The organism is Orenia metallireducens (genome assembly GCF_001693735.1).
GTDB classification, from domain to species: domain Bacteria; phylum Bacillota; class Halanaerobiia; order Halobacteroidales; family Halobacteroidaceae; genus Orenia; species Orenia metallireducens.
The window spans coordinates 295,074-318,162 of record NZ_LWDV01000007.1 but is presented as its reverse complement, the minus strand read 5'-3'; the positions used below and the strand labels follow the sequence as shown (position 1 = coordinate 318,162).

Here is a 23,089-nt window from a genome sequence, read left to right as displayed (position 1 = left end):
TTTTAGTAAAATAAGAAAATTAAGGATTGAACTCATATTATAAAATAATAGTAATAAAACCATATTCTTATGTAAATAAAGAAGGAGTTTTGAAATCAATGGCAGAATTATATAATTATTAGTAGTTAAAATATAATAGATTCGAGGATATAGTCACTAAAGTATCTTTTATTGAAGATATTAGATATTTAGTGAACGACTACTATATTTATTAAAACTTGAACAATGTACAAATTAAGGAGGGTTGCTACAAAAATGAAAGACGTATTAGAAAATCAAATGAAAGCACAAAAAGAATATTGGTTGAATAGATTTAAGGAGGAGATTCCAACACTTAATTTGCCAACAGATTATAAGATGAGAGCAGAATCAAACTCTGAATTTGCAGTTAGTAATTTTACATTAAATCAAGAACTAGTAACTAAATTAAATTCTTTAAGTGAGCTTTATAAGGTTAAGTTAGTCGATTTATTGATTGCAGCTTATAATATTTTATTGTATAAGTATACAGGTCAAGATGATATAGTAATAGGTTTGCCTGTTAATAATAATTTATCAGATGAAGATAGGTTATTACCTTTGAGAAGTAACCCCAAAGAAAGTAAGAATTTCAAAGAATTTTTACTAGAAGTACAGAAAAATAAAGCTGAGGCTTATGATAATAAAGATTACCAGTTAGATTGTTTAATTGAAGAATTGGCTTTAGATGAAGGTGAAAGGATATTCAGTACTATTTTTTCTTTGAATAGTAACATAGCTGACCTTGAAGATATACTAGCAACAATGTTTGAGATAGATATTTTATTCTTAGGAAGAGAAGTAGGGAATAAAGTTGAATTTAATATTAATTATAATGTAAACTTATTTAAAGAAGAAACAATAGAAAGATTATCAGAGCATTTTAAAAATATTTTAACAATAATTGTAGAAGAACCTGAAACTATTTTAGGTCAAATTGAAGTTATTTCAGAAGAAGAAAAGAACAAATTACTTTATGAGTTTAATGATACAGTAACTGATTTTCCAAAGGATGAAACTTTACAAGAGATATTTGAGAAGCAGGTTGCTAAAAATCCTAATCAAGTAGCTGTAAAGTTAGGAGATAAGCAATTAACATATTTAGAATTGAATGAAAGAGCTAATCAACTAGCTAGAAGCTTAAGAGCAAGAGGAGTAAAAGCAGGTAAAGTTGTAGGTTTGATGGTAGAACGTTCTTTAGATATGATGGTTGGAATTTGGGGAATTATAAAGTCAGGTGCAACCTATCTTCCAATAGAACCCAATTATCCAAAAGATAGAATAGACTATATGTTAGAAGATAGTCAAGTTCAAATTTTAGTAGGGCATACTCAGTTAATAGATCAGATAGATTATACTGGAGAGGTTATAGATATAACTGATATTAATCTGTATCAAGGGGATAAATCTAATTTAGAGAATATAAATAGCCCTGATGATATTGTTTATATGGTTTATACCTCAGGAACTACAGGAAAACCTAAAGGGATTTTAACTATGCATTATAATATCAGTAGGGTAGTTAAGAATACTAATTACATTGATATTAATTCTGAAGATAGAATACTCCAATTATCTAATTATGCTTTTGATGGTTCTACATTTGATATTTACGGAGCTTTGCTAAATGGTGCTAAATTAGTAATGGTAAGTAAAGATAACTTATTAGAGATAAATAAGCTGTCTAATTTAATTAAAGAGGAAGAAATAACAATCTTTTTTGTAACAACAGCTTTATTTAATGTCCTAGTAGATAATAACTTAGAGGCACTAAAAGGTGTTAGAAAGATTCTCTTTGGAGGAGAGAGAATATCTGTACCTCATGCTAGAAAGGCATTAGATTATTTAGGAAAAGAAAAGTTAATTCATGTTTATGGACCAACAGAGACTACAGTTTATGCTACTTATTATTATATTAATGAAATTGATGAGAAGGCTGACAATATACCAATTGGAAGTCCTTTGGCTAATACAGAACTTTATGTTTTGGACAAGAATAATAACTTACAGCCAATAGGAGTGCCAGGGGAGTTATGTATAGCTGGTGATGGTTTGGCTAAGGGATATTTAAATAGACCAGAAAAGACCGCTGAAGTTTTTGTTGATAATCCTTTTGGTGAAGGAAAGATGTATCGTACAGGAGATTTAGTAAGAATGTTAGGTGATGGAAATGTAGAGTTTATTGGAAGGATAGACCATCAGGTTAAAATTAGAGGATTTAGAATTGAGTTGGGTGAGATACAGAGTAAATTATTAGAGCACCCTGCTATTAAGGAAGCAATAGTTATAGCTAAAGGGGAAAATGGGAGTGTAAGTTACTTATGTGGATATATAACTGGAAATAAAGAGTTTACAATAGCTGAATTAAGAGAATTTTTGGCTGAAGATTTACCTGATTATATGATTCCTGCTTATTTTGTTCAGTTAGAACAAATGCCACTTACCCAAAATGGTAAGATAGACAGAAAGAGATTACCTGAACCTGATGGAACCTTAGATACAGGGGTAGAGTATTTAGCACCAGAAAGTGAGATGGAGAAAGAACTAATTAGAATTTGTGAAAGTATATTAGGAATAGAGAAGATTGGGATGAATGATGACCTCTTTGCTCTAGGAGGAAATTCATTAAAGTTGATAAGCCTTTCTAATCGAATTTACCAAGAGTTGAGTGTTGAGGTCTCTTTAAAAGAGATTAGTCAAAGATCCCAGATAAAACAACTGGCTGAATACATAGAAATGGCTGAGAAAGTTGACAAGGTTGGAATAGAACAGGTAGAAGAAAGAGAATACTATCCATTATCGTCAGCTCAAGAGAGGATAATGATAGAGACAGAATTGGATCCAGCTAGTACAAACTATAATGAACCTTTTGGTCTGTTAATAGAAGGAAAGGTTAATATTAATAAATTAGAAGAAATTTTTGATCAGTTGATAAAGAGGCATGAATCTTTAAGAACAGGATTTGAAGTTGTTAATGGTCAATTTATGCAAAAAATACATGAAACTGTTCCTTTTAAGATTAATTATATTAAAAGAGATGAAGATGAGATTGAAGAGGTATTAGAGGAATTAGGAAGTGCCTTTGATTTAAGTAAGGCGCCATTATTAAGAGTAACTTTAGTCAAGGTTGAAGAAGATAGATATTATCTTTTAATTGTTCTTCATCATATTATGATGGATGGTGCTTCTTTAGAGATTATGATAGAAGAGATTAAGAAGTTATATGAAGGTGAGGAATTAGAACCTTTAGAGAAGACTTATAAAGACTATGCAGTATGGCAAAGAAAACAACTTGATAATAATGACTTAATAGAGAGACAGAAAGAGTATTGGTTGAATGAATTTGAAGGTAAAGTACCTATACTTAATCTGCCAACTGATTATCCAAGACCAAAGGTTAAAAGTTATGAAGGAGAAAATATTACCTTTACTCTTGATAAAGATATAAGTAATAAATTAAAAGAGCTAGTAAAGGAGAATAATACAACCTTATATATGGGTTTACTTGCTATTTATAATACTTTATTATACAAATACACAGGTGATGAAGATATTATAGTTGGTTCTCCTATGTTTGGAAGACCTCATATTGATTTAGAGAATATATTTGGAATGTTTGTAAATACTCTTGCTTTAAGAAATCATCCTAGTGCTAATAAAAGCTTTAGAGAGTTTCTAAGTGAAGTAAAAGATAAAGCATTAAAGGCTTATGAGAATTTAGATTATCAACTAGCAGATTTAGTTGATGAGTTGGATATTAAAAGAGATTTAGGTAGACATCCTCTTTTTGATGTAGCCTTTGTCTTACAGAGTATTAATTTAGAAAAGATGCAATTTGGTGGTTTGGATGTAACACCTATTGATTTTAGATATAATAATGCCAAGGCTGATATATTGTTAGAAGGGGTAGAAAAAGAAGAAGGAATTAAATTTGATTTACAGTATTGTACTGACTTATTTAAGCAAGAGACTATAGAGCGTTTCTCTAATCACTTAATTAATATCATCAAAGAGGTTGTAGAGAATCCAGAGATTAAGTTGTCAGAAATAGAGATGATATCTGATAAAGAAAAAGAAGAATTATTAAGTAAATTCAATGATACTCAAGCTGATTATCCACAGCAGAAGACAATCCAGCAAATCTTTGAAGAGCAGGTAGATAATAATAAAGAGAGTATTGCAGTAGTATTTGAGGATAAAGAATTAACCTATCAAGAATTGAATCGAAAATCAAACCAACTGGCTAGAAGACTAAGGGCTAAAGGAGTAAGACCAGATAATTTAGTAGGAATATTGGTCGAAGATTCTTTAGAGATGATAATTAGTATTATGGCAATTCTGAAAGCAGGGGGAGCTTATGTACCAATTGATCCTACTTATCCTCAGGATAGAATAGATTATATTTTAGCAGATAGTGGGACAGCTATCTTGTTAACTACCAGTAACTTAAAAGATGTAGTAGACTTTAACCAAGAAAGAGTCTATCTAGATGATAAGAGTATCTATCAGGGTGATAGTAGCAATCTAGAAAATATAAATAATCCCAATGATTTAGCTTATATTATCTATACCTCAGGAACTACTGGTAAGCCTAAAGGGGTAATGGTAGAGCATAGAAATTTAGTTAGATTGTTATTTAATGATAAATTTCAATTTGATTTTAACAGTAATGATGTTTGGACTATGTTCCATTCCTATTGTTTTGACTTTTCAGTCTGGGAGATGTATGGAGCTTTATTATATGGTGGTAAATTAGTTTTAGTATCTAAGAGTATAGCAAGGGATACTAAGAAATTTAGAGATTTATTAAATCACCAACAGGTAACTGTATTAAATCAGACTCCATCTGCCTTTTATAATCTAATCAATGAAGAACTAACCCATGAAGATAAAGACTTAAACTTAAAATATGTAATCTTTGGTGGGGAAGCATTAAGCCCATTAAGGTTACAGGAGTGGAAAGAGAAGTACCCAGCAACTAAGTTAATCAATATGTATGGAATTACAGAGACAACAGTTCATGTTACCTTTAAAGAGATAACAATGAAGGAGATAGAGCTAGGGGTAAGTAATATAGGTCAAGCAATTCCAACATTAACTACTTATATTATGGATGAAAATCTGAAATTACAGCCAATAGGAGTACCAGGAGAGTTATGTGTTGGTGGTGAGGGAGTAACCAGAGGTTATTTAAATCGAGAAGAGCTGACTAATGAGAAGTTTGTTACTAATCCATATAATCCAGATGAGAGATTATATAGGTCAGGAGATTTAGCCAGATTACTAAGTAATGGTGATATGGAATATTTAGGTAGAATAGACCATCAGGTTAAAATTAGAGGTTTTAGAATAGAGTTAGGTGAGATAGAGTCTGCTCTACTAAAGCACCCTGAAATTAAAGAGGTTGTAGTATTAGCCAAGGATTTTGGTTCTGGAGATAAACGTTTAGTTGCTTATATTATACCTATTAAGGAGAAAGAATTAAGTATTAAAGAGATTCGTTCTTATTTAGAGAAGAAGATTCCAACTTATATGATTCCATCATACTTTATCCAGCTAAATCAAATGCCTCTTAACCATAATGGTAAGGTAGATAGAAAAGCATTGCCAGAGCCTAATGCAGAGATAGATACTGGAGTAAAATATATGGCTCCACGTACCCAATTAGAGAAGAAGTTAGTTGAAATTTGGGCGAAAATATTGAAAATAGATAAGATAGGAATCAGGGATAGCTTTTTAGATTTAGGTGGAAGTTCATTATCAGTAATACAAATGATGCAGCTGATTCAATTGGAGTGTGAGGTTTTAATTCCTATTGGAGAGATTTATTCCACACCAACAATTGAGGAGTTAGCAGAGAAGATTGAACAGATAAAAGAGAGAGGTTTAGAAGAAGTAATGTCTGCTTTAGAGGAGGTTTCAGTCTCTTTAGAAGACAACTTAGAGGAAGTTTCAATGGAAGAATATGATTTGGCAGCTTTTGATAAATTATCTATTACTAAGGCTAATCCAGAGAATATATTATTAGCAGGTGCTACTGGTTTTTTAGGTTCTCATGTATTAAGAGACCTTATTACTGAAACTGATGCAACTATTTATTGTTTGTTAAGGGATAAGAATGATGATAAACCTAGGCTTAGATTAAAGAAGAGGTTAAATTTTTATTTTGGTGAAAAACTAGATAGATATTTAGATAATAGAATTATTGCTATTAAAGGGGATTTAACTAAGGATAACTTAGGAATTGAAGATGAGCTTTATCAAGAATTAGCTAATAAGATTGATACAGTTATCAATTCTGCAGCAGATGTAAGGCATTATGGAAAGTATGAACAGTTTGCAAATATTAATGTCTTTGGTACTCAAAGATTGGTAGACTTCTGTTTGGTGGGTAAAGAGAAAAAGTTTCATCATACCTCCACTATAAGCATCGTCGGTGAAGGGGGTAGAAAAGGAAAATTTAAAGAAAGTGACTTTAATATTGGGCAGAACTTTATGACTGATGTTTATAGTAAGAGTAAATTTGAGGCAGAAAGAGTAGTATATCAAGCTAGAAATAAGGGATTAAAGGCTTCCATTTACAGAATTGGTCTTTTAGTTGGGAGATATGAAGATGGACACTTCCAAGAGAATATCATTGAAAATAGATTCTATAACAATACTAAAGGTTTAATTTCTCTTGCTAAAGCACCAAGTTCTTATATGGATTATAGAAGTGACTTTACGGCAGTAGATACATGTAGCGAAGCTATGGTCAAGTTGATTTTATGGGAAGAGTCTATAGGATATAACTTCCATATGATGAATGCCAATTTGATTCCTATGAGAGAGTTCATTAGTGGCATTAATAAAGCAGGTTATTTGATAGAAGAAGTAGATGACCAAGAATTTTATAATTTGATTTCTAATCGAATTAAAAATTCTGATTTTGAAAGAGAGTTAAGTACATTATTTAACGATCTAGCAGCTGGTGTTCATAACTTTATTGAAGAAGGTACTCAAGAAAAGATGGATACTACGTTTACTGTGAAGGCTTTAGAGAAGGCAGGTTTTGTTTGGCCTAAAATTGATTCAGAATATATAAGAAGACTTCTGGATTATTGTCAAGGTATTGGATATATTGAACATAAATAGTTTTAAAAGGATATTAAAAAAGGGGAATAATGATTTAAATCATTATTCCCCTTTTTTTATCGATATGTAATTTTACAGTGAATCAAGGTACTTTTCAGCTTCAGTCTTACTTGCAAAAATATTATTATTTAAGTCTTTAAGGGTTCTTTTTACTTGCATTTTGGCAATTGATGACTTGGACATGACTGTACCTATGCCTTTAAGCCCTTTTTCTACTAAGGCTTGTCGTCCTTCATTAAAGAGGGCATCTACCTCTTTAGAGTGGACAGGATCACAAGATACATCAAGACATACAGTAAGATTTGGTTTAGTTGTAGTAATTAATTGTTTTAGGTCTTTAAGATATGCCTTTGCTTCATCAACTTTTAAGCTATCCTTAAAAGTAATGTAAATTCTATTTTTTCCACCATCATATTTTAGATCATAATTTTTCATTTTCAATTCCTCCTTGAAATTATTAATAATTTATATTAAAATTTAATTTTTAAACTCCTCTATCATTTGGTATAACCCTTGTAAACTATCGGACATATAAGTTGTAGAATTGATGATTTCATCCATAATTAATTTAACTCCATCAGTCATATTAACCATTTCATCACTTTCTGTAGCTAATTCTTCTGTAGCAGCAGTTGCTTGTTGAATTTGAGAAGTAGTCTCTTCAATCTGTTCTAAAATTTTACTAAAGTTATTACCAAGTTGAGTGATAATCGTCTGCCCTTTTAGTGCTTCATCTTTCCCATTTTTAGATGCAGTTAAAGCTTGATTAGTTTCTAATTTAATATCTTTAATTAATTCAGTGATCTTTCCTGTTGCACCAGCAGTTTCTTCAGCTAAATTTCTAATTTCTTCAGCTACAACAGCAAATCCTCTTCCATGTTCTCCAGCCCGTGCAGCTTCAATAGCTGCATTTAAAGCTAAAAGGTTTGTTTGATCTGCTATGTTAGTAATAAGATCAGCAATTTGGTTTATTTGTCCAGTTTTTTCATTAAGCCTTTCCATATGTGTTGTTGAATTTTGGGTTACTAGTTTAATACTTTCAATCTGTTCAATGGCTTTTTCAATATCTTCTTTACCTTCTTGAGCAGCTTGGCTTGTATGCTCAGAAAAGATACTTATTTCTTGATTGCTAGCAGAAATTTGTTCTATAGCAGTAGAGATACTTTGGATAGTGTCAATAGCCTGTTCAATTATTATATTTCCTTCACTAGATGCTTCTTTTAATAATTGAGAAGTATCTTCAATATCTTCAGTTTCTTTAACTATTTTACTTAAAGTTTCTTGTAGATTTAGTATTACTTGATTAAATGTTTTAGTTAAGTCATCTACATCATCATCTACTTCAACTATTAATTGAGTTATTTTGTTACCTCCATTAATAAATTTTGTTAGTTTTGATTGTAAATTATTTGTTGATTTTGAGGGGGGTTTATTAAGCTGGTTAAATAAACTAGATAACCCCAAAAAAGTTAAAACAGCCAAGATTATTGTTTGAAATATTGCTCTACCAATCTGTTCTTGTGTGAAACTAACTATTACTAAAGAAAAACTAATTAATATTATCACAAGTATCATCAAGTTTACTTTAGATAATAGCTGTTTTTTTAACTGAAGTTTCAAAAAATATCTACCTCCTTTACTTTAATAAATAGAACTATTGGGTAATTCATAATTTATTGAATTATCTTGAAATTGAAAACATAAAAATCCATAGTTGCCACTATGGATTCAAATAATGGCAACCTGGCAATCATAGATATAAATACTATATCCTTAGACCCATGGCTTTGCGTCCATACCTTTTGGTATGTTTGCCCTTTCTATTTAATTACTGTTATAACCTTGTAATTAATAATTAACAATGGTTATTTGACAATATATTTCCTTCTATAATATCTAATTAGACAAAAATCGCTTTTATCCTTCATATTCTTTCAAAAAAATATAATTTAAATTTATATTTCTTTACACTAACGTTGCATCTAAATAATTATACAAAAAATATATTGCAAAAAGAAAACTCCTTTGATTAAATAGATGAGTACCGCCCAGTATAAAAATCCATAAAATCAAAGGAGAATCAATTTATGAATAATTGTACTATACTTTTAAACAAATTTCTAGATATTATCGATAAGGATTTCTTCAGAGATCTAGCCAATAAATATAATTCAGACTATAAAGTACACAAGCTAACAACTAAAATACATTTGCTATACTTGTTACAACCTTACAGAAAAAGATAGCTTAGAAGACTTTTTTGAATTAGCAAACAATAAAAATCTAAATAAAGTCTTGCTAAAGATAAGTGAATCTCAATTATCTCGAAAAAACGAAAGCAGAAATTATCAAATATTTGTTGGAATTTTTCAGGATTTATTTTGTAACAAGAGTAAAGTCAAATACTAAAATTGAAATCATTAATCCTGTAGATTTAAACACCAAAGATAAAGAATCAAATATTTTACTAGATGCTGATGTTATGCTTGGTGATCATACTTCTAAAACTAGAATGAAACATGAAATGAGATTAGTTAGAGTTAAAACAATTGATAGAGATAACAAAGAAAAAATAATTGATATTTTAAATAATCGATTTGATTTGGAAGCTCATATTATAGCAAAGTCATATAAAAAAACGTTGGGAAATAGAGTTATTCTTTAAATGGATTAAGCAACATCTAAAGATAAAAAGATTCTTTGGACAAAATAGAAATGTTGTTTTAATCCAGATTTATAGTGCTTTAATTCTATTTTTAATTTTAAAGGTGATTAAGAAAGAAGTTAAATTTAAAGGCACTTTGCTTAAGCTTATTCAAAAAATAAAATATTCAATATTTTCATGTGTTAAAAGAACATTTAGTTGGTATATATGGCTAAATAGCCACTGACTTTAAAAAACTTGTTTAATTTGGATTAATTTTAATTCATCAAAGAAATTTATTCTATATTTTTAATTTAATGTTATATTCTTGACTTGATTTATTAAATTTACTAATAGGATATTCGTCCTATTTAAATTTTAAGTTATAAATAGCATGTATAGTATTTAATCTTATTTGATTATTTTCAACAATGCAACGTTAGTGATTTCTTTATTAATTTTAACCTTCAGTCTAATAAGTAGGTGAAATAAAATGAAAAATATTCTTATAACTTGGTTTATTTTAGTCAAAAAGGATAAAATATAAGGTAAGGTAGGGAGGGGAAGATCGTGGATTTTGACATTATAATCCTTCTTGATGTTGTAGTTACAATCTTGGTTTCTTATAAATTCTTTACTTTAATCAAAGAAACACGGGCTATTCAGCTTTTAAATGGTGTATTGGTATTATTTTTGATTAGGTTTGCTAGTAAGGTTTTGGGGCTTAAAATTTTTAATTCCTTACTAGATCAAATAAAGACTCTTGTTTTAATTGCTCTTCCAGTTGTTTTTCAACCTGAACTACGCAGAGCTTTGGAGCAGATTGGAAGGGGAAAGGTGCTTAATTATTTAATAAGAAAGGATAAGTTTAAGACCTATATTGATAAATTGGTAGCAACTGTAATGAGGTTAAGCCGTGATAAGATAGGGGCATTAATTGTGCTGAAAAGAAGTACAGGATTACGTGATATAATCGATACAGGGGTAGAATTAGATGCAAAATTATCACCAGAATTATTGGTCAATATCTTTACCCCTAAAAGTCCTTTGCATGATGGTGCTGTAATCATAGATAAAGATAGGATAATAGCAGCTAATTGCCTTTTACCTCTAACCAAGGATCAGAGGTTGAGACAGAGTTTAGGTACAAGGCATAGAGCAGCTATTGGAATAACTGAAGAGACTGATGCTTTTGTGGTAATAGTCTCAGAAGAGACAGGGACAGTTTCTACTACTTATGAAGGAAAGATTAAATATGGTCTAGATGAATTTACATTAAAAGAAAAATTATTTACAAAATTTGAAGAGTTAGAGATTAGTTAACGATAAATTATAAATTACTTATTCATACTATATATAATTAATATAAATATTTTATGTAAAACTATTATAACTAAGCAGAGCACTTCTTCAACAGAAACAAACTTTTGATTCTTAAATAATATAAGTTGATTATAGTGGTAGATTTTAATATCTCTTATTATAATCAACCATGAAGAATATTAAACACTTTAGATTATAGTAATTACTATTTAATTTTGATAAAATTAAAGGAGGAGGTAGTTTTGAACAGAAATTATAAAATAATTGTTGGAGAGTAAAGGAGGAAGAATAAATAATGAGTAGTTATGATGAACAGATTAGTCAAAATCTTGAGGCAATTGATCAGCTCCATCAAGAGTATAATGATTTAGCAGAGGCCTTACAAGTAATCAATAAGACATCTAGTAAAACTTATGGTATATCTTTGAGATTTGTCCCTAAAAAGGGTATATATTCTATAGAGAATGGATGGCTTAAACCATTAGATTCACTACCATCTATAGATGATATTATTGAACTGAAGTTTATCGATAAGGTGGCAGAAGATAGAAAATTAAAAATAACCTATAAAAATGGAGAAGTATTTATTATTGACTAGAGAAAATTTTATGTTAAGAAATAATATAAAGATATTGAAAGACCCAGTCTATTTTGGACTGGTTTTTGTTTTTAAGGTTAAATAAATAATAATTAATCTTTTTGTTTAGCCTATATCTATAGAGTGTTAATGATGAGCAAGTCTAAGTTATAAATTTAAATTAAATATATATAATTTAACTAGTTTTTAGGTAGATGATATTAAAAATTGTCACTAGTAAATGTGGACATCTTTTTAAGATTGATAGTTTATTTGAATTTAATGAGGTACTCTTAATAGATAGTTTACTCTGTCTATAATTTTAATATGTTACTTAACTACTAAGTATATTAAGGTAAATAATAATATTCCAATAAATTTTTGTTGAGTCAACCAGAATCCTTAATTGTATAGTTTTGGTAATTTTCAATCAATTTATCTGTAAATTTATCTTTTTTATATTAAGTAATGTCATTAATATATATTGACATTATGTTAAATTGAATTCCTTGTCTCTAATATACCCTGGTGGTATGATATAAGTAAGTTGAACAAGCTAATAAGATAATAAGTGAATAAGAAAATAACAATATAATATCAAAGAGTTGAAGTGTTGTTTGACAGTAAATCTATCTATAAATTTAACTTAGGGAGGAATATCAATGAGACAAAGAATTCAGAAATTTGGACGTTTTCTTAGTGGGATGGTAATGCCGAATATAGGTGCATTTATTGCTTGGGGATTTATTACTGCTTTATTTATTCCAACAGGTTGGTTACCAAATGAAAACTTAAGTTCTATGGTTGGACCGATGATTACTTATTTATTACCTTTATTGATTGGTTATACTGGAGGTAAGATGGTTGCTGATGTTAGGGGAGGAGTAGTTGGTGCAGTAGCAACGATGGGAGTTATCGTAGGAGCAGATATACCGATGTTCTTAGGTGCAATGGTTATGGGACCATTAGGTGGTTTAGTAATCAAAAAGTTTGATGAGATGATAGATGGAAAAGTTAAATCTGGTTTTGAAATGTTAGTTAATAACTTTTCTGCAGGTATTATAGGAATGATACTAGCTATAGTAGCTTATTTAGGAATTGGACCAGTAGTTTTATCTTTAAATAAGGTACTAGCAGCTGGAGTACACACAATAGTTAATGCTGGATTATTACCTGTGGCTTCTTTATTTATTGAACCAGCTAAAATATTATTCTTAAATAATGCAATTAACCATGGGGTATTAAGTCCACTTGGTGTAAATGAAGTTAAAGAATTAGGTCAATCCATCTTCTTCTTATTAGAAACAAATCCTGGTCCTGGTCTTGGTATTCTATTAGCTTATATGTTAGCTGGAAAGGGTAATGCTAAAGAGTCTGCACCTGGAGCAGCAATTATTCATTTCTTTGGAGGAATTCATGAAATTTACTTCCCTTATGTCTTAATGAAACCTTCTTTACTGTTAGCAGTAATTGCTGGTGGGGCAACTGGAGTATTTACCTTTGTTATAACTGGTGCTGGTTTAGTTGCTAGTCCATCTCCAGGAAGTATAATTGCATTGTTGGCAATGACTCCTAAAGGGAATTTCTTCGGAGTTATAGCAGGTGTTGTTACAGCTACAGCAGTATCTTTCTTTGTTGCTTCTACACTTTTAAAAGCATCAACAAATAGTACTAATGATAATTTAGAGAGTGCTACTGAGCAGATGAGAAAATTAAAAGGAAAGAAAGTATCTATTCCTGACAGTAATATTGTATCAGTAAAGAAAATTATTGTTGCCTGTGATGCAGGTATGGGATCTAGTGCTATGGCGGCTTCACAAGTTAGAAGTAAGGTTCAAAAGGCAGGGTTGGATATAAAAGTAGACAATTCTGCAGTAGATGAAATTCCTCAAGATGTTGATATTGTAATTGTCCATAAAGAGTTATTGGATAGAGCTAAAAAATCTGCTCCTGGTAAGGAGTATATCCCAATTGAGACCTTCTTAAATAATCCAGTTTATGATGAACTTGTAGAGAGATTAAAAGCTGAAAAATCAGAAGTAGTATAATAAATTTATGGAAGAATTGAAGGGGATTATACATTAAAGTAATGAGTTGGTACCAACTCATTACTTTACCCTCTTTTCCTCTATAAGTATAAAAAGGGGAGATATTATGAGGTTAAATAATCTATCTTCTAGGCAGAAAAAAATTATTGCCATTTTAATAGAATCATCTGATGTTGTTACTATAAAAGAGTTAGCAGATGAGATAGGTGTTAGCAAAAGAACTATTAATAGGGAGTTATCGAGCTTAAGAAAGGTCTTAGAAGAGTTTAACTTGACTTTAAAATCAAAGCCAGGAGTTGGGATTTCTATAGAAGGCAAAAAAGAGTTTTTAGAAGAAGCTCAGAAGAATTTAAAGGAGATATCAGAGAAGAAGGATTTGACTCCACAAGAAAGATATACTTATATTATTGAGGAATTTCTATTATCAGATCGCTTTCAAAAATTAACTGCTCTTGCTTATAAATTAGCAGTAACTGAAGCTACTATTAGTTATGACTTAAATAAAGTAGCTAAATGGTTTGAGGAAAGAGGACTTTCTCTTGTTAGAAAACAAGGTGTAGGTGTTTATTTAAAGGGATCAGAGGCCTCCTTTAGAAAGGCTATAATTGATTTTTTATATGCTAATATGGAAAAAGAAGATATCCTAACTTTAATTCGTAATAACCTAAAGAATAAGATTGCTGACAAAGAGACTATAGCAGCAAGGATTAGAGATAAGATATTAGGTTTTATGAATATGGATATATTTTCTCAATTAGAGGAAACAGTTGATGAGATTTTAAAAGAAGCTAAATTTAATATGGTAAATACTTCATATATAGGATTAATAATCCATCTATCTTTAGCTATTAATAGGTTGGAAGCTGGAGAGAAGATATACATTAATAAGGATAAATTAGATAAATTAAAATCGACTAAAGAATATGAAATTGCAGAAAAACTATCTACTAAATTAGAACAGGTATTTGATTTGATAATTCCAATAGAAGAGAAAGCTTATATAGCTATGCACTTAAAAGGTGCAAAATTAATGAACAAACTTGAATTTGATGGAGAACCTTTAGCTATTGAAAAGCTTGAAGTTATAAAATTAGCTCGTATATTAGTAAGGGAAGTAGAGAAAGAATTGAAGGTAACAATCTCAGATGATGTTACTTTAATATCAGGATTAGTGACTCATTTAGAACCTGCAATTTCTCGAATTAAATTGGGGATGGAAATTAGAAACCCAATCTTGGCTGATTTGAAGAGAGAGTATAGTGATATATTCTCTGCTACTAAAAGAGCAGCTGATAAGATAGCAGAGGTAATAGAAGCCAGTATACCTGATTCAGAGATTGGATTTCTTACAATGCATATTGCTGCAGCAGTAGAAAATGTAAATAGATATAAAGTCAAAGTTTTACTTGTGTGTTCTAGTGGTATTGGAAGTTCTAAAATTTTATCTACTAGATTGAAAAAAACAATTGAAAATTTAGAGATAGTTGATGAAGTATCTGCTTTCTCTTTAGAACAGAATAGGATAGGTCAAGAAGATATTGACCTTATAATATCAACTATTCCTATTGATAATTATCAAGATAAATTAGTTGTAGTATCCCCTATCTTATTGCCAGAAGAGGTTCAAAGAATTAAAAGAAAGATAAGGCAGATTGAGATGGCTAATTTAGAAAGGGATACAGAAAGAGAATTAAAGAAAGAAGAGAGAATAGAAGATGAATTAGAGATTATGGCTAAGATATCCAATGATATTATTAGTATCTTAAAGAATGTAAAGGTTAAGAAGATAGCTATTAAAAATTATGACCAGATTATTAAAGAGGTTAGTAAGAAAGATTTTATCCCCCTTAATACTGACTCTAAAGCAGTATATAATGCTCTAAAAGCTCGTGAAGAAAAGGGATCAACAATAATCCCAGAGATGAAACTTACTTTATTACATGCCAGAACAGATGGGATTCAAAAACCTTTTATAGGATTGGTTATATTAGATGAAGCAATTTTATTATCAGGTCCTAATAATTTAAAGCAAGAGGTTGATAGGATTATCGTTCTGCTAGCACCAAAGGAGCTTATCTCTGAAGAGATTCAATTAATAAGTAGCTTTAGTGCTTCTATAATTGAAAATAAAGATTTTCATAACGTTATTAGAGAAGGTAATCAAGAGGAACTGATAGATTATTTAAGAAAAGTTATGGAAGATTATTATAGGACCCTATTTAAATAAGTTTAATAAGGAGGGAGTTAGATGGGGATTTTTGGGTTGTTCAATAAGAAGAAAGAGAATGATGTGAAAGAAGAGAGTGCAATATTAAGTAAAGAAGCTATTATCTTGGGAGCAGAAAGTGTTGATAAGGCTAAAGCAATAGAGATGGCAGGGCAATTGTTAGTAGATGGAGGCTATGTAAGTCCAGAATATATAGCAGGAATGAAAGAAAGAGAAGAAAAGGTAACAACTTATATAGGTAATGGGGTGGCAATACCCCATGGTACAAGTGAAGCTAAAGAGTATATAGTCAAGTCAGGAATCTCTTTTATTCAATTTCCACAGGGGGTTGATTTTGGTACTGGAGAGATGTGTTATCTAGTTATCGGGATTGCAGGAAAGGGAGATGACCATATACAGATTCTTCAGAATTTAGCAACTATATGCCAAAAAGAAGAAGAAGTACAGAAACTAAGTAGCACTAACGATAAAGACTTTATTCTTAGTAAACTTGTTTAGGGGGGATAATTGTGAAAAAAGCAGTACATTTTGGAGCTGGAAATATAGGTAGAGGATTTATTGGTCTATTACTAGGGTTGTCAGGATATGAAGTGGTTTTTGTTGATGTTAATGAAGAGATTCTAGCTGCACTTAATAAAAATAACAGATATAAGGTATTAGAAGTGGGTGGAGCAGAAGAGAAAGAGTATGTAGTGGAGAATGTTAGAGGGATTAATGGTAAGGAGATTGCAGCAGTTGCTAAAGAGATAGCAGATGGGGATATAGTTACAGCAGCAGTAGGACCAAATAATTTAAAGTTTATTGCTCCTGCAATTGCTGAAGGGCTTAAGATAAGATTAGAACAAGCTAGACCTGAAGAGCTTAATATTATAGCTTGTGAGAATGCTGTAAAAGCCTCAACTGAACTAAAGGATTATGTATATCAAAATTTAGATGGGCATTTGCAAGAAAAAGCAGACTTATACATTGGATTCCCAGATTCAGCAGTTGATAGAATAGTACCTCCCCAAGAGATTAATGAATCTTTAGAAGTTAAAGTAGAGCCTTTTAAAGAATGGATAGTTGATCAAACCCAATTTAAGGGTGAAATACCAGAGGTTGAGGGGATGGATTTAACTGACAATCTATTGGCTTTTGTTGAAAGAAAGATATTTACTCTCAATACAGGACATTGCGGAACAGCTTATATGGGATACTATAAAGGTTATCAATATATTCATGAAGCAATTAAGGATGAAGAGATTTATAATACAATTAAAGAAGCTCTATTAGAGTCAGGTAGTAGCCTAATTGAGTTTTATGGTTTTGATGAAGATACTCATAAAAGCTATATTAACAAAATATTAAAGAGATTTGAAAACCCAGCTTTAATGGACTCTGTAACAAGAGTAGGACGTGATCCATTAAGAAAATTGGGAGCTAAGGATAGATTAGTTAAGCCAGCCTCAAGAGCAGTTAAGATGGGTAAATTCCCTAATAATTTGGCTAAATGCATTGCTTTAGGATTCTTATTTGATGTAGCTGAAGATGAAGCTGCTCAAAAGATTCAAAAAATTATTAAAGAAGAAGGAATAGAGAATGCTTTAGAAGAGGTTACAGGTATCTCTCCTAAAGATAAATTAGGGCAAGAAGTATTAAAAGAATATAAAAAGTTAGCTATTTAGATATATAGAAACCGATAAAGATTTCATGTTGGAAGTTATTGGTTAATTTTAAATCTCAAGATAAAATAAAAGTAATTTTTGCCACGGATACTCACAGATTTTCACGGATTAAAATCAAATAATTATATTTTTCATTAATCATTTATCTGTATTAATTCGTGGCTAAATATGCTTTTTATTTATTTCACTTTAGATTCACAAACCTATTATAAGTTATCTTTAGAAATAGAAGATTTACAAATAGGTGATGGTCAATCCATCTCTATTTTTCTGTTTATAGAATATATAAATTGGGAATAATTTATATAAACCTTAATAGATTTTATCCTTGATAAATTTACTATTTTGAATTCTAAAAAAGAAAAATTTTTAAAAGTTTGAAGTTATTGATATTAATTTTAGTTGAAATTAATTTCTTTATAACATATAATTAAAAAGGACTAGCTATTAGGTTAGTCACATTTAATAAATTAAACAATATAATAGGTTAGAAGGAGGTGAAAAGATGGGAGAGTTGTTTGGAACTGATGGTGTTCGTGGTGAAGCAAATGTTTTTCTAACACCTGAAATGGCTTTTAAGATTGGTAAAGCAGGGGCTTATTATCTATCACAGAAGGAAGATAATCCTAAGATATTAATTGGGAAGGATACTAGAGTCTCAGGTGATATGTTAGAAGCTGCATTAATAGCAGGGATTACTTCTTTAGGTATAGATGTAGTTAAGGTTGGAGTAGTTCCTACACCAGTTGTTGCATATCTTACTAAACATAAGGATGTTACAGCAGGTGTCATGATTTCGGCTTCCCATAATCCTGTTCAAGATAATGGAATTAAATTCTTTAATGGTAATGGGTTTAAATTATCTGATGAACAAGAAGATGAGATTGAGGATATTATTTTAAATTCTTTAGATAAGTTACCAGTACCAGCAGGAGATAAGGTAGGTAAAGTAGAGTTTATCCACCATAGTTTAGAGGAGTATATAGACTATATTAAGTCGACTGTTGATGATGATTTTTCTGGACTAAAAGTAGTAGTAGATGCTGCTAATGGAGCAGCCTATAAATTAGCACCTAGATTGTTAGAAGAGTTGGGTGCAGAGGTTATTGCTCTTAATAATAAGCCAACAGGATTGAATATTAATGTAGATTGTGGTTCTACTCATCCTGAAATTATTCAAAAGGCTGTATTAGATAACAATGCCGATATAGGTATTGCTCATGATGGTGATGCCGATAGAGTGATTGCTGTTGATGAAAAAGGTCAATTAGTTGATGGTGATTATATTCTAGCTATTTGTGGTCGTCAACTAATAAAAGAAGGTAAATTAACAGATAATACAATAGTAGCCACAAAATATAGTAATTTAGGATTACAGCAAGCTATGAATGAGGTAGATGGCAAAGTTTCAGTTGTAGGAAATGGTGATCGTTATGTTTTGACTGAAATGATGGATAAAGGTTATATCTTAGGTGGAGAGAAGTCAGGTCATATTATCTTCTTAGATTATAATACTACTGGTGATGGTGTATTAACTGCATTACAATTAATTAATGTAGTCAAGAAAAGAGATAAGACCTTATCCCAACTGCGCCAAGAGATGACTGAATTCCCACAGTTGCTAGTCAATGTTAGAGTAACTAATAAGAATTGGAAAGATAATTCTATAATCAAAGAGGCTATTGCAGAGGTAGAAGCAGATTTAGATGGTGAAGGTAGAATCTTTGTTAGAGCTTCTGGAACTGAACCTGTAGTTAGAGTAATGGTTGAAGGTAAGGATAATTCTCAAATAGAGATGTTAGTAAATAAGGTAGCTGGTGTAGTAGAGGCGGAGCTGAATTAGTTTGAGTTTGAGGTTAAAGATTTTTGGTTCTTAAGCTTAAACTAGCTCTCACTTTATAATTATAGCGCCCGAACTCATAATTGGACGGAATAGATTATGAGTTGACGAGGAGAGGGATTATCGAACTTTCGGCGGATACCCTCAGGCTAGAGCTATTAGCCTATAACTAAATTCTTAAAAGTTAGGAGCAATCCTGATGACAAAGGAATTTAAGAATAGCTATTTTGAACATTGAAATTTAAATATATGGGAGGTAATATATATGTGTGGAATTGTCGGTTATATCGGAAAGCAAGAAGCTAGTCCAATTTTAGTAGAAGGTTTACAGAAGTTAGAGTATCGTGGATATGATTCTGCTGGTGTTGCTTTATATAATGATGGACAGATTAATACTTTTAAGATAGTTGGTAAATTAGAAAATCTAGAGGATTTAACTGATAAAGAAGAGCCTAAGGGTAGTATCGGAATAGGTCATACCCGTTGGGCAACTCATGGTAAGCCATCTACTCCTAACTCTCATCCCCATACAAGTGCTAACGGAAAATTTACAGTAGTTCATAATGGAATTATTGAGAATTATATGAAGTTAAAGGAAGAGTTAAAGGGTAAAGGATATGAATTTAAGTCAGAAACTGATACTGAGGTTATCCCTAACTTAATTCAGGAAAATTATGATGGTGATTTAGAAGAAGCAGTCAGAAAGACAATTGCCAGATTAGAAGGGGCTTATGCTTTGGCTATCTTATCTTCTGAAGAGCCTGATAAATTAATTACTGTAAGAGAGGATAGTCCTTTAATTATAGGTTTAGGTGAGGGAGAATACTTTATTGGTTCTGATATCCCAGCTATTTTAAAGCATACTGATGAGGTTTATATCTTAGATGATGGTGAAATGGCTGTAATTACTCGCGATGGAGTAGGATTATCTACTGTAACAGGAGAAAAAGTAGATAAAGATGTATTTAAGGTCGATTGGGATCCTGGGATGGCAGAAAAAGCAGGATTTGATCACTTTATGTTAAAAGAGATTCATGAACAACCAGAGACTTTAAGAAGATGTATTGCTGGTAGACTAACAGAGACTGATATACAGTTAACTGATTTTACTTTAACAGCACAAGATATTGACTCTTATAATAAAATTTATATTGTAGCTGCTGGAACTGCCTACAATTCTGGATTGGTTGGAAAGTATGCTATTGAAAAGCTAGCAAAGATTCCAGTAGAGATTGATGTTGCTTCGGAATTTAGATATAGAGATCCATTAGTAGATGAAAGTACTTTAGTAATTGTAGTTAGTCAATCTGGAGAGACAGCAGATACTTTAGCAGCCTTAAGAGAAGCTCAGGATAAAGGTGCTAAGGTAGTGGCTATTTGTAATGTTGTTGGTAGTACAATTGCCCGTGAAGCTGATGAGGTTATTTATATACAAGCAGGGCCAGAGATTGCAGTAGCTTCTACTAAAGCTTATATTGGAATGCTGATGTCTTTTTATATGTTAGCTATCTACTTTGCTAGAGCTAAAAATACGTTAAGTGATATAGACAGTAAGAGGTTGATTGCTGGTCTTAAAGCTTTACCTAATCAGGTAGAGGATATTATTAATAATAGTGAAGAAGAGATTAAAGAATTATCTAAGGGATATGCTGACCATGAGCATGCCTTCTTTATTGGAAGAAGTATCGATTATGCTGTAGCTGTAGAAGGTCAATTAAAATTAAAAGAGGTTTCTTATATTCATGCAGAAGCCTATCCAGCTGGTGAGTTAAAGCATGGAACCTTAGCTTTAATCGAAGAAGGAATTCCAGTAATTGCTTTAGCAACTCAAAAATCAGTAATTGATAAGACTTTAAGTAATGTTAAAGAAGTTAAAGCTCGTGGTGGTGTTGTTACAGGTATTGTATTTGAAGGTGAAGATGAGGTTGAAGATTTAGATTATAGAATTGAAATACCCAAAACAGATGAGTTATTGACTGCCATTTTGTCAGTAGTACCAACTCAGCTATTAGCTTATTATGTAGCTGTAGAGCGTGGTTGTGATGTTGATCAACCACGTAATTTAGCTAAGAGTGTAACTGTAGAATAAATTATTAAACCCTTGAAGATTTCTTCAAGGGTTTTTTTGTTTTGCTAAAATATAATAATTCTGATAAAAAAAGAGGAAAACTATCAAATAAAATTGAATTTAACATTAGACTATAAATTAATAGAAAGGATTGATAGAATGAAAAGGTATCTGATTCTAATCTGTCTAATGTTAATTATAACAAGTGGAGTAAAAGTTGAAGCTAAAGGGCTGATAAATATCGAAAAGACGCTAGAGTTTAAAGAAGGGCAATGGTTAAACTCTTATCCTGTAGAATGGAATTATCAAGCTGAAATAGAATATCTAAATAATAAGAAGACTAAGGGTTTGGCAACAGTGCTTGCCACTATTCCATCTCTAGGTCATGCTTACGCAGGAGACTGGGAAAGAGGGAGAAAGTTTTTATATGCCGAGGTAATCGAGGCGATAATAATGATGTTAAGCTTCAATAGTGATGATGATTTTGATTATAAAGACCCCTCTAGAAAAGAGATACTCGGTATAATCTCCTCTATAGCATTTGTGGGGACAAAATCATGGGAGCTATTAGATGCTTATCGTGCTGCTGAAATTACAAATGCAAAGCTCAAACATAATATCTCTTTAAAGGTTCACAGAGGAGAATTAAAGGCAACTGCTGATTATAAGTTTTAGATTTATTAATAATCCCTTGAATTTAAATTCAGGGGATTATTTCTCTTATTATATCAAATAATAGATAATAACTGTGGTTATATAACTTCTATCCGTGGCAAAGCCCACTCATTCAGCAATCATAATACTAATAATTATTAGCTCGATTCTTTATTCAAAATCTGATTAAACTTTAAATTTTAGATCAATTTTTGCTTTGGTCAAACAGAAATTTTTTTCGGTTTGAAATATTTTAATTCGCAATTGTAAATAGTATCGCAATATCCTTAAAGTATATTATTTTAATAAAGCTAATTAACTATAATATAATTCTAATGTAAATTAAATTTTCATAAGAGCAAGGAGAAAGAGGAAATTTGTAGAAGTTATTTATATAAGGTGATAATAGATAAGGAGCTAGATGATGAAGGGGATAGGGATTGATATTATCGAGATTGAACGGATTAAAGATGCTATTTTAAGTAAAGATAGATTTAAGGATAGGTTCTTTACTGAAAGTGAAATTGCTTATTGTGAATTACATAAATCTCCCTGGGTTCATTATGCTGGTCGTTTTGCAGCCAAGGAAGCTATAGTTAAGGCTTTGGGAACAGGGTTTAGAGGTTTTAAATGGCAGGATATAGAGATAATTAAAGATGAATTAGGAAAACCTAAGGTAAGATTGCATAATCAAGCCAATAATCTTGCTAAAGAACTAGGGATAACAGAGATTATAATTAGTATCTCTCATAGTAGAGATTATGCAGTTGCAAATGCAGTAGTGAAATAATAAACAGTTGCCAATTATTAAATAGTTATAATCATTTAGATAATTAATTCTTTTAATTTTATAGTGTAAATTGCCAATTGTGAATTGCTTTTATTGGAGGTG

The 23,089-nt window shown here is 30.8% G+C and carries 15 protein-coding genes and 1 riboswitch; of the genes, 13 read left to right on the top strand and 2 right to left on the bottom strand.

The genetic code is table 11. The features are described from left to right. The first annotated feature begins 255 nt into the window (after window positions 1–255). Window positions 256–7,152 (top strand): non-ribosomal peptide synthetase, encoded by a 6,897-nt coding sequence (locus U472_RS04320; RefSeq protein ID WP_068715875.1) that lies wholly within the window; start codon window positions 256–258, stop codon window positions 7,150–7,152. A 72-nt stretch (window positions 7,153–7,224) separates the two neighbouring features. Here U472_RS04320 and U472_RS04315 read toward each other — a convergent pair whose 3' ends face one another. Together U472_RS04315 and U472_RS04310 are read right to left on the bottom strand one after the other, a co-directional pair. Next, on the bottom strand, window positions 7,225–7,587 hold the full coding sequence (locus U472_RS04315; RefSeq protein WP_068715873.1) for a hypothetical protein: 363 nt from the start codon (window positions 7,585–7,587) through the stop codon (window positions 7,225–7,227). Between the two features lie 42 nt (window positions 7,588–7,629). Beyond that, on the bottom strand, window positions 7,630–8,772 hold the full coding sequence (locus tag U472_RS04310; protein ID WP_068715871.1) for a methyl-accepting chemotaxis protein: 1,143 nt from the start codon (window positions 8,770–8,772) through the stop codon (window positions 7,630–7,632). A 114-nt stretch (window positions 8,773–8,886) separates the two neighbouring features. Then, a riboswitch (cyclic di-GMP riboswitch) is annotated at window positions 8,887–8,978 on the bottom strand. A gap of 530 nt (window positions 8,979–9,508) precedes the next feature. Here U472_RS04310 and U472_RS17170 point away from each other — a divergent pair. From U472_RS17170 to acpS, 12 genes are all read left to right on the top strand, one after another. After that, window positions 9,509–9,817 carry a hypothetical protein gene (locus U472_RS17170; RefSeq protein ID WP_068715869.1) on the top strand — a complete coding sequence of 103 codons (309 nt, stop codon included), beginning with the start codon at window positions 9,509–9,511 and terminating at the stop codon, window positions 9,815–9,817. Next, a complete protein-coding gene (locus U472_RS17640) occupies window positions 9,783–10,043 on the top strand; it encodes a transposase (RefSeq protein ID WP_425415765.1) in 261 nt (86 codons plus the stop codon). Before U472_RS17170 ends, U472_RS17640 begins: the two co-directional genes overlap by 35 nt. A 323-nt stretch (window positions 10,044–10,366) precedes the next feature. Next, a complete protein-coding gene (gene cdaA / locus U472_RS04300) occupies window positions 10,367–11,119 on the top strand; it encodes a diadenylate cyclase CdaA (RefSeq protein ID WP_068715867.1) in 753 nt (250 codons plus the stop codon). Window positions 11,120–11,414: 295 nt separating this feature from the next. Beyond that, window positions 11,415–11,717 carry a hypothetical protein gene (locus tag U472_RS04295; RefSeq protein WP_068715865.1) on the top strand — a complete coding sequence of 101 codons (303 nt, stop codon included), beginning with the start codon at window positions 11,415–11,417 and terminating at the stop codon, window positions 11,715–11,717. Between the two features lie 641 nt (window positions 11,718–12,358). Further along, window positions 12,359–13,744, top strand: a complete 1,386-nt coding sequence (locus U472_RS04290; protein WP_068715863.1) for a PTS mannitol transporter subunit IIBC — start codon at window positions 12,359–12,361, stop codon at window positions 13,742–13,744. A 106-nt stretch (window positions 13,745–13,850) separates the two neighbouring features. After that, complete coding sequence (locus U472_RS04285) at window positions 13,851–15,971, top strand: BglG family transcription antiterminator (RefSeq protein ID WP_068715861.1); 2,121 nt, start codon at window positions 13,851–13,853, stop codon at window positions 15,969–15,971. Between the two features lie 21 nt (window positions 15,972–15,992). Further along, the gene (locus tag U472_RS04280; RefSeq protein ID WP_068715859.1) at window positions 15,993–16,469 is read left to right on the top strand and encodes a PTS mannitol transporter subunit IIA; all 477 of its coding nucleotides are present in this window, start codon (window positions 15,993–15,995) and stop codon (window positions 16,467–16,469) included. Window positions 16,470–16,480: 11 nt separating this feature from the next. Next, on the top strand, window positions 16,481–17,635 hold the full coding sequence (locus tag U472_RS04275) for a mannitol-1-phosphate 5-dehydrogenase (protein WP_068715857.1): 1,155 nt from the start codon (window positions 16,481–16,483) through the stop codon (window positions 17,633–17,635). A gap of 505 nt (window positions 17,636–18,140) precedes the next feature. Further along, on the top strand, window positions 18,141–19,478 hold the full coding sequence (gene glmM / locus U472_RS04270) for a phosphoglucosamine mutase (protein WP_068715855.1): 1,338 nt from the start codon (window positions 18,141–18,143) through the stop codon (window positions 19,476–19,478). 262 nt (window positions 19,479–19,740) lie between these two features. After that, window positions 19,741–21,564 (top strand): glutamine--fructose-6-phosphate transaminase (isomerizing), encoded by a 1,824-nt coding sequence (gene glmS, locus U472_RS04265; protein WP_068715853.1) that lies wholly within the window; start codon window positions 19,741–19,743, stop codon window positions 21,562–21,564. A gap of 138 nt (window positions 21,565–21,702) precedes the next feature. Further along, window positions 21,703–22,218 carry a hypothetical protein gene (locus U472_RS04260; RefSeq protein WP_141677935.1) on the top strand — a complete coding sequence of 172 codons (516 nt, stop codon included), beginning with the start codon at window positions 21,703–21,705 and terminating at the stop codon, window positions 22,216–22,218. A gap of 400 nt (window positions 22,219–22,618) precedes the next feature. Further along, on the top strand, window positions 22,619–22,987 hold the full coding sequence (gene acpS, locus U472_RS04255) for a holo-ACP synthase (RefSeq protein WP_068715849.1): 369 nt from the start codon (window positions 22,619–22,621) through the stop codon (window positions 22,985–22,987). The last annotated feature ends 102 nt before the right edge of the window (window positions 22,988–23,089 follow it).